The sequence below is a fragment of the Nocardia cyriacigeorgica GUH-2 genome, from assembly GCF_000284035.1.
In the GTDB taxonomy this organism is placed as follows: Bacteria; Actinomycetota; Actinomycetes; order Mycobacteriales; family Mycobacteriaceae; genus Nocardia; species Nocardia cyriacigeorgica_B.
On record NC_016887.1, the window covers coordinates 1,799,840 to 1,813,952 of the forward strand.

The following is a 14,113-nucleotide window of genomic DNA, read 5'->3' on the forward strand; positions in this document are numbered from 1 at the left end:
CACCCTAATCGAGCGGGGTGGGAGCACCGTAGAGCGTGACGACCACCGCGCCACCGAGCCCGAGATTGTGGGCCAGCGCCCGGCGGGCGCCCTCGACCTGACGCGGCCCGGCCTCGCCACGCAACTGCCAGGTCAACTCCGCGCACTGGGCCAGGCCGGTGGCCCCGAGCGGATGACCCTTGGAGATCAGCCCGCCGGACGGGTTGACCACCCAGCGTCCGCCGTAGGTCGTCGCACCGGCATCGATCAGCGACCCCGATTCGCCGGGCGCGCACATGCCGAGGGCTTCGTAGGTGATGAGCTCGTTGATCGAGAAGCAGTCGTGCAGTTCGATCACATCGACCTCGTCGATGGTGGTGCCGGTGGAGTCGAAGACCTCGGTGGCGGCTTTGCGCGTCATCGGGGCACCGACCACGTCGATCATGGATTCGGTCGCGAACGACGAGGTGTCGTCGGTGGCCAGCGCCTGGCCCAGGATCTCCACGGCGCGATCGGCGAGACCGTGTTCGCGCACGAACGCCTCGCTGACGACGATCGCGGCGGCCGAACCGTCCGACATCGGTGAGCACTGCGAGCGGGTGAGCGGGTCGTGCACCGGTTTGTCGCCGAGCACCTGCTCGAGGGTGTAGGCGTCCTGGAACTGGGCGTACGGGTTGCGGGTTGAGTGCTCGTGGTTCTTCACCGCGACGCCGGCGAGCTGTTCGCGGGTGGTGCCGTAGCGGCGCATGTGCTCGGCCGCCGCCGCGCCGAAGAACTGGGCGGTCAACGGGGCGGTGCCGAAACCGTTGGTGGACTTCAGGACCGCGATATGGCGGTCGATGGTGCTGACCGCGGGCTTGCCCGAACCGGCCATGGCCTCCTTGGTCATCTGCTCGAAGCCGACGGCCAGCGCCACGTCCACCAGCCCGGCCTGCACCCATTCGCGCGCCAGCATCAACGCGGTGGACCCGGTGGCGCAGTTGTTGTTGACGTTCACCATCGGAATCCCGGTGAGCCCCACGTCGTAAAGCGCGCGCTGTCCCGCGGTGGACGGCTGGAAGACGTAGCCGACCGCGGCGCGCTGCACCTGGCCGTAGTCGATGCCCGCGTCGGCCAGCGCCGCGTTCACCGCCTCGGCGACCATGTCGGGGTACTGCCAGTCCCGGCTGGCGATCTTCTCGAATTTCGTCATCCCGACGCCGATGACGAAGGCTCGCTGACTCACGCTGTCACTCCTCGAATGCGCTGTGCGCGTTGCTGTGTGGGGGAAATCAGGGCTCGGGCCGGTCACTGCCGACGACCCAGAGGGCATGGAATTGCGAGGCGCCGCCCATCGCGTGCCCGATAGCGCGCCTTGCGTCCGGCACCTGATGGGCGCCCGCGGTACCGCGGACCTGGAGCGCGGCCTCGGCGAACCGCAGCAGACCGGTGGCGCCGGTGGGATTGCCCGACAGCACCCCGCCCGACGGATTGACCGGCAGTTCACCGTCGAAGGCCGTGCGCCCGGAATCGACCATCTTCCAGCCGTTTCCGGCCTCGGCCAGCCCGATGTTCTCCAGCCACATCGGCTCATACCAGCTGTAGGGGATGTAGAGCTCGGCGACGTCGATCTCGCGGGCCGGATCGGTGATGCCGGCCTGCCGGTACGCCTCGGCCGCGCACTGCCTGCCCGCTTCCGGGTTCACCTCGTCGCGTCCGGCGAAATGGCCGGTCTCGGTGCGCCAGGCCATGCCGTGGATCCAGGCCGGCGGCTGCGGATTGTGCTCGGCGTCGGCTTCGCCCGCGATCACCACCGCGCACGAACCGTCCGAGGACGGGCACGATTCCAGATACCGGATCGGATCCCACAGCATCGGCGATTCCCGCACCTGCTCCACGGTGATATCCGGGCGCTGGATATGGGCGTACGGATTGCGCGTCGCATTGAGCCGATGGTTGACCGCGACCTGCCAGCCGATGTGTTCGGGCGCACCGGAGCGGCGGATGTACTCGCGGATGACCGGGGCGAAATGCCCGCCCGCGCCGGCGCCGAGATTGGCGCTGAACGGCAGTCCGCGCGAGAGCGCCCAGGTGAAATCGCCCTCGGATTCCTTGGAATAGGCCACCACCAGCACCCGTCGCGCCAGCCCGGCCTGCACTAGATGCGCACCGTAGATCGCGGCGTGCCCGCCGACGCTGCCGCCGGTGAACACCCGGGTGACCGGTAGGCCACGCGCGCCCATGGCGTCGGCGAGATACAGCTCGGGATTCATCACGCCGTCGAACAGGTCCGGCGTCTTCGACAGCACGATGGCGTCGATATCGCGGTGGTCCAGCCCCGCGTCGGTGAGGGCGGCGTCGACCGATTCGCGCACCAGCCCGCCGATGCTGACCTCACGCTTCTTGGCCTGTTTGCTCTGTCCGATGCCGATGACCGCGGTTCTCATCGATCTCCCTCCATCAGGCAGATCAGGTTCTGCTGGAGCGCAGGGCCGTTGGTGGCGTGGGCGAGGGTGCGGTCGGCGTGGCCGTCGAGGATGTGCTGGGCGGCCTCACCGATGCGGATCAGCCCGGTCGCGGTCGCCGGCCGTCCGGCCAATGGTCCGCCGCCGGGATTGATCCGGGCGCCGTCGAGGCCGAGCGTGCTCGCCAGCAGTGGCTCCTGATAGCTGTATTCACAGTGCAATTCGGCGATATCGACCTGGGTCGCGCAGAATCCGGCGAGCTCTGCGGCTCGTGCTGCGGCGGCGCCGACGGTGTCGGCTCGGGTGAGATCACGGGTGCCCGGATAGTGGCTGTCCATCCGGTGATCGGCGCCGCGCACCCACGCGGGACGCTCGGCCAGCCTGCGCGCGGTATCACCGGCGGCGAGCACCACCACCGCCGCCGCATCGCCCGCCGGTCCCACATCGTGGGCGCGCAACGGCGACGCGATGTAGGGCGCCGCGAGCAGCTCCTCCACCGGATAGGCGCCGGATTTCTGCGCGGCGGGGTTGCCGGTAGCCGCGGCGAGACTGCGCGAAACCACTTCGGCCAGTTGATGTTCACTCACCGCACCGGCCTCGATGAGCGCGGCCGCCTGGAGCGCGGCGAGGGCGTCGCGGTGCGGCCGCAGGGGTGCGAGGAAATACGGATCCAGCTGCGCGGCCATCACCTGATCGAGGTCCTGTGGCAAGGACCCGCGACCGATGCCGTAGACCACCGCGATATCGCCTTCGCCGAGCTGCAACCAGCTCCACGCCTCGTAGCAGGCCCAGGCCGCGTCCATCTCGACATGCGATTCCGAGATCGGTGGCCACGCACCCACCGCGTCGAGCGATTCGATATAGGCGAAGGTGCGGCCTTCGAAGAAGTCGTGGCTGCCCGAGGCGAAGAAATCCACCTCGTCGCGGGTGATGCCTGCGGAGTCGAGCGCGCGGCGGATCACCGGCAGCAGGATCTCGGCCATATCGTGACGCCGATCGGCGGCCGCGCACGGCGACTGAGCGAAGGCGACGATACCCACCTCACGCATCGGAAACTCCTGCCTCGGTGCGGGTTTGGCTGGATGGAATGGGCCGGTAGTACCGAATCGCATTCATCGACGTGTCGAGTTCGTCGTCGGCAGACCAGACCGGTTCGACGGCCATCCCGATGTGCACCCGGCTCGGCTCGATCTCCTGGATCAGATGCATCAACCGGGTGTCCGCGCCGCGCACCTGGATATAAGCCACCACGTAGGGCGGGGTGAAGACCTGGCCCGGGAACGGGAAATTCACCACGCAGAAGGTCGAGATGGTCCCGTCGCCGGGCAGTTCGAACGGTTCGGACAGCTCGGTCAGGCAGCGCGAGCAGAACTCCGGCGGCGGCAGATACACCTGCGCGCAGCCCGGGCAGCGCCGCGCGAGCAGCCGGCGCTGCGACAGTCCACGCAGGAACACCGAACGGCCCACGCCCGCGACGTAGGTGTAGTCCATCCGGAACGGATTGGTGAACTCGGTGACGGGCTCGGGCAGGGTGCTCATGAATCCACCGGCTCGAAACAGACGATGTCGCGGATACTGCCCACCCGCTCGGCGCGCCAGCGCGGGACGACCCGCAGGCCCGAGGTCATGCGCGCGGGGTCGCCGCCGGTGTCGACGGCATGGAACAGGCAACCCTCGGTGCCGTCGATGCTGATGAAAGCCCAGGCGTAGGCGTGCGGGAGGTCGTCGCCGGCGCGGTGCGGCACCCAGGTCCAGTGCCGCACCGTTCCCGTCGCGGGCAGCTCGACCAGCTCGCCGGTCGCCCGGGCGGTGACCGGATCGAATTCCGCGGCCGGGCACAGCACGGTGCCGCGATCGGTGGTGGACCCGAACAGCCTGCCCTCGCGCAGGCCGCCGAGGAAGACCCCGATGGTCGGGCCGACCGTCCGGTTGAACGGAAATTCCAGGCTGTAGGGCGCGGTCAGGCTGTCGTGCGGTGTTTCGGCTGTCATGAGGCTCCTGCCGACTGGTACCGGGAAATGGCGGGCGGGCCCCGGCGGGGGAGCGGGCCGCGACTCGATCGTGGACCACCCCCGCGCCACCTGTCAATCAGTCGTTTCAATCGGGTGATTGACGGGCATGTACAGCGGGTCGGTGATGTCGTAGTCTGGCGCCGAAAGTAGAACCTGTTTCAGCGTGTCCTCGGGTGAGGAGATTTCCATGGCCATCGTTCAATCGCTGCCGGCCACGGCCGACGGCCACCGCAGGCTCGGGCTGAGCAACCCGGCCACCCGCGACCACGTCGGCGAGATCGTGGTGAGCACCCCCGAGGACGTGGCCGCGGCCGTGGCTCGCGCGCGGGCGGCCCAGCCGGGATGGGCGGCGCGCCCGGTCGCCGAACGCGCCGACATCATCCGCCGCGCCGTCGAGGTGCTGGTCAAACGCCGCGACGAGATCGTGGCCACCGTGCAGGAAGAAACCGGCAAGCCGCGGGTGGAGGCGCTCGCGGTCGAGATCGTGCCCTCCTGCGATTTCCTCAACTACTGGAGCGGGCGCGCGCCGAAAGATCTGGCCGATGAGAAGCGCAGGCTGCACGGCTACATCGCACCGCTGAAGAAGCTGGTCGTCAACTATCAGCCGCTCGGCGTGGTCGGTGTGATCACACCGTGGAACGGGCCGTTCGTGCTCTCGCTCAACCCGGTCGCGCAGGCGCTGCTGGCGGGTAACGCCGTGGTGCTCAAACCGTCCGAGGTGACACCGCATTCGGGCGAGTGGGCGGTGAAGATCCTGCGCGAGGCCGGCGTCCCCGACGACGTCGTGCAGGTGATCCACGGCGACGGCGAGACCGGCGCCGCCCTGGTGAACAGCGATATCGACAAGATCTCCTTCACCGGCAGCGTGCCCACCGGCAAGAAGATCGCCGCCGCCTGCGCGGCCCGGCTGATCCCCTGCACCATGGAGCTCGGCGGCAAGGACGCGATGATCGTGTGCGCCGACGCCGATCTGGAGCGGGCCGCGGCGGGTGCGGTGTATCTGTCGATGTTCAACACCGGGCAGGTCTGCGTCGGGGTGGAGCGGATCTACGTGGTGGATTCCGTCGCCGACGAATTCATCGCCAAGGTGCAGGAGAAGGCCGAGGCGGTCACCTACGGTCCGGGGACGGGCAAGGATGTCGGGCCGCTGTTCTGGGATCGTCAGCTCGACATCGTCACCAGGCACGTCGACGATGCCGTGGCCAAGGGCGCCACGGTGCTGGTCGGCGGCAAGAGCGACACCGCCGACGGCGTGTTCTTCCAGCCCACGCTGATCGTCGACGTCACCCATGACATGGACCTGATGCGCGAGGAGACCTTCGGCCCGGTGGTGGCGATCATGCGGGTCGCCGACGAGGACGAGGCCGTGCGCAAGGCCAACGACTGCGCCTACGGCCTCAGCGGCAGCGTGTTCAGCAAGAATCCCGACACCGTGGTCCGGCTCGCCAAACAACTGCGCACCGGATCGGTGGTGCACAACGACGCCTCGGTGATCTACGGGGTGCCCGAGGCGCCGTTCGGCGGCCGCAAGGACAGCGGGCTCGGCCACGTCAACGGCCGGGATGCGTTGCGCGGCTTCACTCATGCCCAGCCGGTGCTGCTGGATCGGTGGGGGTTGAAGAAGGAGAACATCTGGTACCCCTACTCCGACAAGACCGTGCGGACGCTGGAGCGGATGATCGATCTGGCGTTCGGCAGTTCCATCGCCCGCAAGCTCATGTCGTGAGCGGCCGGCGGGTTCAGGACGATTTGTGCGGCACGCCGATCGTCAGCCCGCCGTCCACCACGAACTCCGCACCGGTCGAATACGAGGACTCGTCGCTGGCGAGATAGGTGACCAGCGCCGAGACCTCTTCCGGGTCGGCGCCGCGCCCGAGCGGGATCTGCAGGAAGTCCTCCGGGATGCCCGCGGTCATCGGCGTTCGGATCAGGCCCGGGTGGATGGAGTTCACCCGGATGCCGTGCGGTGCCAGCTCCAGCGCCACCGACTTGGTGAGTCCGCGCACGGCGAACTTGCTGGCGACGTAACCGTGCAGGCCCGGGCTGCCGCGCAGGCCCTCGACCGAGGAGACGTTGATCATCGAACCGCCGCCCGCCGCGATCATGGCCGGGGTGGCGGCCTGCATGCCGAGGAAGGTGCCGGTCAGATTGATATCGATGATCCGCTGCCATTCGGCGTGGTCGAAGTCGGCGATCAGATTGCCGTTGACGATGCCGGCATTGTTGACCAGCACGTTCAGCGAGCCGAACCGGTCGACCGCGGCGGCGACGGCGGCGCGCCAGTCCTCGGGTTCGCGCACATCGAGGTGGACGTAGGCGATATCGGGGCCCAGCTCCTCGGCCAGCGCCTTACCCTCCTCGTCGAGCACGTCACCGATCACCACCTTGGCGCCTTCGGCCAGCATCGCTCGCGCGTGCGCGGCGCCCATACCGCGTGAACCGCCGCTGATCAACGCCACTTTGCCGGTCAACCGTGCCATTGCGAATCTCCTTCTCGGTCATCCCTGACTACTGGTGAAACACGTTACAGAGTTGGTGGGTGAATCTGCCGGGAATGTGTGGGGTTGCGGGCGGTCTGGGTGAGCTAGCGGAGGATTCCGCGGGAGCGTCGCGGTGAGCGGGCGGATTCGGTATGGCATCATCGAGTAGAACGAGTTCTAAAAATGTCGGCGAAAGGCTCGGGAGGTTCGCGATGGGAACCGGCCGATCGGTGCGAACCGGTCCGTTCGTGGTACCTGAGATCGATGAGATCCCCGGCGGGCGGCTGCTGGAACTGCCCGGCCGCGGGCGCACCTACGTCGTCGATATGCCGGGCCCGCCTGACGCGCCGACGCTGATCCTGCTGCACGGCACCGCGTGCACGGCGATGCTGAACTGGTTTCCCGCACTGGAGACGTTGTCGCGGCGCTACCGGATCGTGCTGTTCGATCAGCGCTGGCACGGCCGCGGCATCCGCTCGCAGCGATTCCGGCTCGACGACTGCGCCGATGACGTGGTCGCGGTGGCCGACGCGCTGGGCGTGGAACGCTTTGTCTGTGTGGGCTATTCGCTGGGCGGCGTGGTCTCGCTACTGACCGCGCACCGTCATCCGGAGCGGGTGGCCGGGCTCGTGCTGTGTGCGACGCCGTATCGCTTCCAGGACAAATGGCGCGAGCGGGCCTTTCATCGCGGCTTCGCGGCCATGGCCGGTGCGTTGGGTGACTATCCCTACCGGCGCGCCGAGCGGCTGGCCGATGCGCTACCGGAACTGCCGGTGGCGCTGGTCCCCGGGCAGCTGCGGCGCTGGGCGATGGGGGAGTTCCGCAGCACCAGCGGCTGGGCATTGACCCCGATACTGGCCGAGATCGGACGGTTCGACGCGACCGAGTGGCTGTCGAGTCTGACGATGCCGACGGCGGTGGTGATCACCACGAAAGACAAGGCGATTCCGGTGTACCGGCAAATCGAATTGGCGGCCGCGATACCGGGGACGAGCATCCATCCGGTGCCTGCGGGACATACGGCCTGCGCGTTCGCGGCGGACCGGTTCGTTCCGGTGCTCGACGAAGCCTGCGCGGCGGTCGCGGCGCGGTTGTGAGATGACGACCCTGTTCGACGCCGGTGGCGAACAGGGCGGTCGGTCGGAGCGCTGATCAGCCCCGAGCGCGTGCCGCGGCCAGCAGATCGGCGATCACGGCGGGCACCGCATCGGCCAGCTCGCCGATATCGGGTACCAGTTCACGGCAGGCGATGAAGCCGAAATCCAGATCGCCGCAATTGGACAGCACGGTGACGGTGAGCCCGGCGCCGTGGAAGATCGGGCCGAACGGATACATGCCGTCCACGCGCACGCCGAGGAAATACAGCGGCATCGGCGGCCCCGGCACATTCGACACCACCAGGTTGTGCACCACCGGATGCGCCTCGGCCAGCTTCAGCGACGAGTAGATCCGCGAGGCGAGCTGAAAGGTGTTGGGCGGAGCGTACTTCGACCAGTCCTGCAAGAAATCGGCGCCGATCAGGTCATGCTCCTTCTTCGCCTCCTCGTTGGCGGCGGCGAGCATGGTGAGTCGCTCGACGGGATCGGCGATATCGGTGCCGAGCCGGCAGAACAGCGTGGAGACCTTGTTGATGCCCTCGGTGTGCCGGGTGGATTCGTGGACCGAGACCGGCACCGAGGCGATCAGCGAGCGATCGGGCAGCTCGCCGTGGGTGTCGAGGTAGTTGCGCAGCACCCCGCCGACGATCGTCAGCACCACATCGTTGACCTTGACGCCGAAGGCCGCCTTGATCTCCTTGATCGCGCCCAGATCCGCCTTGGTGAACGCGACCGCGCGGTGTGCGGTGATGGCCTTGTTGAACGGAGTGCGCGGGGCCGAGAACGGTAATGCCATGCCCGCCTCGTTCTTCCGGCGCCGCTGCGCGAAGCCCGCGACCATCCCGACGGTCTTGGGCACCATGCCGAGCACGCCCACCTTGCCCGGGATCCGCGTCAGCGCGCGGGCCGCCAGGACGATGTCGTTCGGCTCTGGTTCGGGCTGCCACGGTTGCGGATCGGGCCGCGAGGCGCCCGGCTCCAGATCGCACAGGTGCATCATCATGTTCGTGCCGGTGATGCCGTCGACGGCGGCGTGGTGGTACTTGCAGATCACCGCGATCTTGCCGTTCTCGAGGCCCTCCACCACCGACATCTCCCACAGCGGACGGTCCCGGTCCATCGGCCGGCTGGCGATATCGCCGATGAGTTCGGCCAGCTCGGCGCGCCCGGCGGGGGAGGGCAGTCCGACCCGGCGGACGTGATAGTCCAGATCGAAATTCGGGTCGTCGACCCAGACCGGGTGATCGAGATTGAACGGCACCTCGTGGATCTTGCGCCGCATATGCGGAATGAGCGGCAGCCTGCGGCCGAGTTCGGCCTTCAGCGCGTCGAAGGAATAGCTGCCCTCGACGGGGTCGAGGATCAACAGGGCACAGACGTGAAGATGCTGGGTTCCGGTCTCCAGATAGAGGAAACTGGCGTCCAGTCCGGTGAGTTGTTCCATAGCAAAAGACTACTAGAACGTGTTCTAAAAACGGGCTCGTTGGCGGCGAAGTCGATCACAGTAGCGGGGGATATTGCCAGATCGTGATCGACGGGTATCGGTCCGGAATCTGCATGTAACTCGGAGTCCTAGTTATGTGTATGCTGTTGCTACGGTCGTGAAGGAACGTCGGCGGTGAACACCACTGAACACGCCGTGACACGCTGAGGAGTATCGATGAAGCTACTTCGCCGGAGCCGGCCACGCCCGGATATCGATCCTGGGCCGGTGGCGCTGCATGCCCGCAATGTGCGTTTCGACTGGTCCGAGACGCCGCTGCACTGGATGGCGGCCGAGCCGATCGCCTCGCATCTGATCAATTCGCTGAACCTGCTACTCCCCGAAGGTGAGCGCATGTTCTGCGCCACCTACACCGAGGCCCTGCCGTGGGTGCGCGAGGAGAAGCTGCGCGAGGCCATGCTCGGGTTCATCGGCCAGGAGGCCATGCACGCCCAGACCCACGACAAGGTGCTGCACGAGGTGCTGGCCGCGCACGGCATCGACCCGGAGCCGTACCTGCGTCAGGCCGAATACCTGTTCCGCATTTCTCTCGGACCCCGCGAGAACGCCGGCAACGCACGTCATCAGCAACTCGTGGAGCGGCTGACCGTCATCGCGTGCCTGGAACACTTCTTCGCCTACCTCGGCGACTGGGTGCTCAATGCCGATCTGGAGAAGTTCGACGCCGACCCGCGTGTGGCCGACCTGTTCCGGTGGCACGGCGCCGAAGAGGTCGAGCACCGGCACGTCGCCCACGATGTCGCGGTGTATTTCGGTGCGGGATATGTGCGGCGAGCGGCGATCATGACCCTGGTTTTCCCGGTCTTCATCGGACTTGTCTTGCGCGGCACCAAGTTTCTGGTGCAGCAGGACCCGGCGCTGCCCGATTACGGCTATCCGCGATTGGTGCGCGCGGTGTTCGCCGCCATGTGGCGCGGGGCCCTGCCGGGCGTGCCATCGCTGCTGCGCAGCGCGTTGTCCACCTTCAAGCCGGGCTACAACCCGGAAACCGTCGGCTCCACCGCACAGGCCATCGCGTATCTGGCCGCGTCACCGGCGGCGCGGGCGGCGGCGTCGTGACGGCGACGCGGCCGCCGGTGGTTCCGCCGGCCGATCTCTACGGCAAACGCTCCCGGGACCGGACCATGCGGTTGCTCGACGCGGTCGTCGAGGCGCGGTTGCGGTGGGCGGCTCTGGTGAATCGCCGGCCGCGCGAACCGCATGCCGACGACGGCCGGATACCGCTGGTCGTCACCGAGCGCCGGATCGAGGCCCACGACACCGAGGTGATCAGCCTGGTGTTGCGCGCACCCGACGGCGGTGAACTGCCGGCCTGGCGTCCAGGCGCGCACCTGGATCTGGAACTGCCATCGGGCCGGCTGCGGCAGTACTCGCTGTGCGGCGACCCGGCCGACTCGCACGTTTATCGGGTCGCCGTGCGGCGCATCCCCGACGGCGGTGGCGGCTCGGTCGAGGTGCACCGTGACCTCGTCGTCGGCACCCCGATCACCGTGCGCGGGCCGCGCAATGCCTTCCCGTTCGCGGTGCCGGGATACGGCTCGCCCGCCACCCGGCTGCACTTCGTGGCCGGCGGCATCGGCATCACCCCGATCCTGCCGATGATGCGGCTGGCCGACCGGCTCGGCCTGGACTGGTCCATGGTCTACACCGGCCGCAACCGCGACACCATCCCGTTCCTGGACGAGGTGGAGCAGTTCGGCAGCCGGGTCACCGTCCGCACCGACGACGAGCACGGCCTACCCGACGCGGCCGCGCTGCTACCCGCGCTCAGCGCCGGAACCGCCGTCTACTGCTGCGGTCCGGTGCCGATGACCGAGATGATCGCCGACGCGGTCCGCCCGCTGCGCGGGGTGGAACTGCATTCCGAGCGGTTCTCGCCGCCGCCGATCGTCGACGGCGTGCCGTTCGAGATCGAGCTCGCCTCGACCGGCGAAGTGCTCGAGGTACCCGCCGACCGGACTGCCCTGGACACGGTGCTCGACGCCCGCCCGGACCGTCCGTACTCGTGCCGTCAGGGGTTCTGCCGTACCTGCGCGGTGCGGGTCCTGGCCGGGCAGCCCGAGCACCGCGACACCGTACTCACCGACGCCGACCGCGCCGCGGGCCAGATGCTGATCTGCGTATCCCGTTCGGCGGGTGGACGTTTGACCTTGGACCTGTAGAGGAGCCCACCAGTGACCACCCGATCCCCCGAACCCGAGCACATCCGCCGCACCGTGCACAACGGCGAGTTTGCGCTCGCGGTGCACGAATACGGTGACCCGAACGCCGAGACCGTCGTGCTGGTGCACGGCTGGCCCGACACCCACCACCTGTGGGACAAGGTGGTGCCGCTGCTGGCGCGCCGGTTCCACGTCGTCAGCTACGACACTCGCGGACACGGCGAGTCCACCCGCACCCAGCGCACCGCCGACTTCCGGCTCGAGGAGCTGGCCTCGGATTTCTTCGCGGTCGCGGATGCGGTCAGTCCCGATCGGCCGGTGCACGTGCTGGCCCACGACTGGGGTTCGGTGCACATGTGGGAAGCGGTTTGCGAACCGGGTGCGGACCGGCGCATCGCCTCGTTCACCTCGGTATCCGGGCCCAATCTCGATCATCTCGGCAAATGGGTGCGTGCCCGGTTGTCGCGTCCGACGCCGCGCAATGTGTGGCAGCCGCTCACCCAGCTGGCGTCCTCGGCGTACACATTCTTCTTCATGACACCGGTCCTGCCGCGCGTGGTGTTCGGGCAGCTGGCCACCGAGGGGCGCTGGCGGCAGCTGGTGGGATTGATGAACGAGACCTCGGCGTCGAATGTGTCGCTGGGCAGCACGTTCCGCCAGGACATCGTCGACGGGCTGTTGATCTATCGCGCGAATATCCTGCCGCGCATGCTGGCGCCGCGGGACCGGCACACCGATGTGCCGGTGCAGTTGATCGTCGCCGGACGTGACGTCGCGGTCCGCCCCGCCGGCTATGACGACGAGCGCAAATGGACGTCGCGGCTGTGGCGCCGTGATGTGCCCGCCGGGCACTGGATGCCGTTCTCGCATCCGGAACTGCTGGCCACCGCGACGACCGAACTCATCGACACCCTCGCCGGCGGGCCGATGCCGCGCGGGTTGCGGCGTGCCGAGATCAGCCGCAGCCGAGGCGAATTCGGCGATCAACTGGTGGTGATCACCGGCGGCGGCAGCGGCATCGGCCGCGAGACGGCGCTGGCGTTCGCGCGCCGCGGGGCCGAGATCGTGCTGTCGGACGTCAACCTGGCCGCCGCCAAGGAGACCGTGGAACTGGTGGCCGCCGCCGGTGGTATCGCCCACGCATATCAACTCGATGTCTCCGACGAGGCCGCGGTGGCCGATCATGCCCGGGCCGTGCTGGAAGCCCACGGTGTGCCCGACATCCTGGTCAACAATGCGGGCATCGGGCAGGCGGGCGATTTCTTCGATACCCCGTCGGCGGAGTTCGACCGGGTGCTGCGGGTCAATCTCGGCGGAGTGGTCAACGGATGCCGGGCTTTCGGACCCGCCATGGCCGAACGCGGTGCCGGCCACATCGTCAACCTGTCGAGCATGGCCGCGTATTCACCGCAGCAGGGGTTCAGCGCCTACGCCACCAGCAAGTCGGCGGTGTTCATGTTCTCCGATTGCCTGCGCGCCGAGCTGGCCGGTCGCGGGATCGGCGTGCACACCATCTGCCCCGGCATCGTACACACCAATATTGTTGCCACAACGACGTTTTCGGGCGTTGACGCCGAGGAAGAGAAGCGTAAGCAGCAGCATTACGACAACCTCTACCGGATGCGCCACTACGGACCGGAGAAGGTCGCCGAACAGATCGTGCGGGCGGTCGCGCGCGGGCGCAGCATCGTCCCGGTGACGCCGGAGGCGCGGGTGAACTATCACCTGAGCCGGTTGGCGCCCGCGATCGGGCGGTTCGTCGCGGCGCGGGTGAAGCTCACCTGAGTTCGGCTCGCCGCAGCTGCTCCTCGATCGCGGCCACGCGCGCGGCGTCGATGCCCCACGGGTCGTCGACGCCCACCGCCGCATCGAGATCCCACAGCACGCATCGCTCCTGCGGTGCGGCGACGATGGCCCAGGCGACCACGGTTCGGCCGAGCTGCGAGCCCATCGAATCGTGCGAGCCGGCCTTGGCCGCGACCCCCTCCGGATAGTGGTGCAGGAACCGCCCGTAGGCCTGTTCGCAGAAACCCGCGTAGAGCTCGGTGCACAGAATGAACCCGTGCCAGGCCTCGTCCACCGCGCGCGAGGGCATCCCGATCACCTGCTCGTCCCGCATGGCCGCGCCGCAGCACCGAAGCCACTGCCGCAGGCCGGTTTCCACGAGGTCGCGCGGCTGCCACGGGCAGGTTTTGTAGATGGCGCCGGGGAGTTCGAGGTCGCGAACCGCACGATCGACCTGCGAGAGTTCGATCGTCCGGTGATCGCGTCTGCTGAATCCGAACACACTTCACTGTACGACCGGACGGGCGCGTGAGGCCGAACCTGGTGCGGTAGAGACGGTTCCCGAGTCGTACCCGCGGGTACTCAGGGGTGATGTCGGATACTTTCTTGGGAGTTCTCTTCCTTCTGCTGGCGTTCGCGGGATTGGTCGT

Annotated in this window: 14 protein-coding genes; 5 read left to right on the forward strand and 9 right to left on the reverse strand. The window is 68.0% G+C overall.

Features of this window, described 5'->3' with window-relative positions:
• Positions 1-4: 4 nt before the first annotated feature.
• The 6 genes from NOCYR_RS08070 to NOCYR_RS30725 all read right to left on the reverse strand — a co-directional run bounded on the left by NOCYR_RS08070 (position 5) and on the right by NOCYR_RS30725 (position 4,630).
• Positions 5-1,204, reverse strand: coding sequence for a lipid-transfer protein (locus NOCYR_RS08070; RefSeq protein ID WP_014349865.1), 1,200 nt, complete (start codon positions 1,202-1,204; stop codon positions 5-7).
• Between the two features lie 46 nt (positions 1,205-1,250).
• The gene (locus NOCYR_RS08075) at positions 1,251-2,405 is read right to left on the reverse strand and encodes a thiolase domain-containing protein (RefSeq protein WP_014349866.1); all 1,155 of its coding nucleotides are present in this window, start codon (positions 2,403-2,405) and stop codon (positions 1,251-1,253) included.
• On the reverse strand, positions 2,402-3,472 hold the full coding sequence (locus NOCYR_RS08080) for an LIPID TRANSFER PROTEIN/KETO ACYL-COA THIOLASE LTP4 (protein WP_014349867.1): 1,071 nt from the start codon (positions 3,470-3,472) through the stop codon (positions 2,402-2,404). Before NOCYR_RS08080 ends, NOCYR_RS08075 begins: the two co-directional genes overlap by 4 nt.
• Positions 3,465-3,962: a Zn-ribbon domain-containing OB-fold protein gene (locus tag NOCYR_RS08085; protein WP_048833170.1), complete on the reverse strand. Its 498-nt coding sequence runs from the start codon at positions 3,960-3,962 to the stop codon at positions 3,465-3,467. Before NOCYR_RS08085 ends, NOCYR_RS08080 begins: the two co-directional genes overlap by 8 nt.
• Positions 3,959-4,414: a DNA-binding protein gene (locus tag NOCYR_RS08090; RefSeq protein WP_048833171.1), complete on the reverse strand. Its 456-nt coding sequence runs from the start codon at positions 4,412-4,414 to the stop codon at positions 3,959-3,961. The genes NOCYR_RS08085 and NOCYR_RS08090 overlap by 4 nt, the downstream gene beginning before the upstream one ends.
• 93 nt (positions 4,415-4,507) lie before the next feature.
• Positions 4,508-4,630, reverse strand: a complete 123-nt coding sequence (locus tag NOCYR_RS30725; RefSeq protein WP_256666927.1) for a hypothetical protein — start codon at positions 4,628-4,630, stop codon at positions 4,508-4,510.
• On the opposite strand from NOCYR_RS30725, the gene NOCYR_RS08095 reads away from it, so the two are divergent.
• Positions 4,623-6,161: an aldehyde dehydrogenase family protein gene (locus tag NOCYR_RS08095; RefSeq protein WP_014349868.1), complete on the forward strand. Its 1,539-nt coding sequence runs from the start codon at positions 4,623-4,625 to the stop codon at positions 6,159-6,161. The genes NOCYR_RS30725 and NOCYR_RS08095 overlap by 8 nt on opposite strands.
• Positions 6,162-6,174: 13 nt before the next feature.
• On the opposite strand, the gene NOCYR_RS08100 is transcribed toward NOCYR_RS08095, so the two are convergent.
• Entirely contained in the window at positions 6,175-6,915 is a 741-nt protein-coding gene (locus NOCYR_RS08100; RefSeq protein WP_014349869.1) for a glucose 1-dehydrogenase, read from the reverse strand.
• Positions 6,916-7,067: 152 nt separating this feature from the next.
• Between NOCYR_RS08100 and NOCYR_RS08105 the strand changes: the two genes are divergently transcribed.
• Positions 7,068-8,012 (forward strand): alpha/beta fold hydrolase, encoded by a 945-nt coding sequence (locus tag NOCYR_RS08105; RefSeq protein WP_231856042.1) that lies wholly within the window; start codon positions 7,068-7,070, stop codon positions 8,010-8,012.
• Between the two features lie 55 nt (positions 8,013-8,067).
• Here the strand turns inward: NOCYR_RS08105 and NOCYR_RS08110 are convergent, their stop codons facing one another.
• Positions 8,068-9,456: a WS/DGAT/MGAT family O-acyltransferase gene (locus NOCYR_RS08110; RefSeq protein WP_014349871.1), complete on the reverse strand. Its 1,389-nt coding sequence runs from the start codon at positions 9,454-9,456 to the stop codon at positions 8,068-8,070.
• 216 nt (positions 9,457-9,672) lie between these two features.
• Between NOCYR_RS08110 and NOCYR_RS08115 the strand changes: the two genes are divergently transcribed.
• Genes NOCYR_RS08115 through NOCYR_RS08125 form a run of 3 tightly spaced genes read left to right on the forward strand, consistent with a single transcriptional unit; the run spans position 9,673 to position 13,463 of the window.
• Complete coding sequence (locus tag NOCYR_RS08115) at positions 9,673-10,575, forward strand: metal-dependent hydrolase (RefSeq protein WP_014349872.1); 903 nt, start codon at positions 9,673-9,675, stop codon at positions 10,573-10,575.
• Complete coding sequence (locus NOCYR_RS08120; protein WP_014349873.1) at positions 10,572-11,678, forward strand: PDR/VanB family oxidoreductase; 1,107 nt, start codon at positions 10,572-10,574, stop codon at positions 11,676-11,678. Before NOCYR_RS08115 ends, NOCYR_RS08120 begins: the two co-directional genes overlap by 4 nt.
• Before the next feature lie 12 nt (positions 11,679-11,690).
• Positions 11,691-13,463: an SDR family oxidoreductase gene (locus NOCYR_RS08125; RefSeq protein WP_014349874.1), complete on the forward strand. Its 1,773-nt coding sequence runs from the start codon at positions 11,691-11,693 to the stop codon at positions 13,461-13,463.
• Here the strand turns inward: NOCYR_RS08125 and NOCYR_RS08130 are convergent.
• Entirely contained in the window at positions 13,456-13,965 is a 510-nt protein-coding gene (locus tag NOCYR_RS08130; RefSeq protein ID WP_014349875.1) for a hypothetical protein, read from the reverse strand. The genes NOCYR_RS08125 and NOCYR_RS08130 overlap by 8 nt on opposite strands.
• Positions 13,966-14,113: the final 148 nt, after the last annotated feature.

Bases quoted from the DNA above. Each gene is read 5' to 3' on its own strand.
- NOCYR_RS08075 (WP_014349866.1), bottom strand. From the start codon at position 2,405: ATGAGAACCGCGGTCATCGGCATCGGACAGAGCAAACAGGCCAAGAAG.
- NOCYR_RS08080 (WP_014349867.1), bottom strand. From the start codon at position 3,472: ATGCGTGAGGTGGGTATCGTCGCCTTCGCTCAGTCGCCGTGCGCGGCC.
- NOCYR_RS08085 (WP_048833170.1), bottom strand. From the start codon at position 3,962: ATGAGCACCCTGCCCGAGCCCGTCACCGAGTTCACCAATCCGTTCCGG.
- NOCYR_RS08090 (WP_048833171.1), bottom strand. From the start codon at position 4,414: ATGACAGCCGAAACACCGCACGACAGCCTGACCGCGCCCTACAGCCTG.
- NOCYR_RS08095 (WP_014349868.1), top strand. From the start codon at position 4,623: ATGGCCATCGTTCAATCGCTGCCGGCCACGGCCGACGGCCACCGCAGG.
- NOCYR_RS30725 (WP_256666927.1), bottom strand. From the start codon at position 4,630: ATGGCCATGGAAATCTCCTCACCCGAGGACACGCTGAAACAGGTTCTA.
- NOCYR_RS08100 (WP_014349869.1), bottom strand. From the start codon at position 6,915: ATGGCACGGTTGACCGGCAAAGTGGCGTTGATCAGCGGCGGTTCACGC.
- NOCYR_RS08105 (WP_231856042.1), top strand. From the start codon at position 7,068: ATGGCATCATCGAGTAGAACGAGTTCTAAAAATGTCGGCGAAAGGCTC.
- NOCYR_RS08110 (WP_014349871.1), bottom strand. From the start codon at position 9,456: ATGGAACAACTCACCGGACTGGACGCCAGTTTCCTCTATCTGGAGACC.
- NOCYR_RS08115 (WP_014349872.1), top strand. From the start codon at position 9,673: ATGAAGCTACTTCGCCGGAGCCGGCCACGCCCGGATATCGATCCTGGG.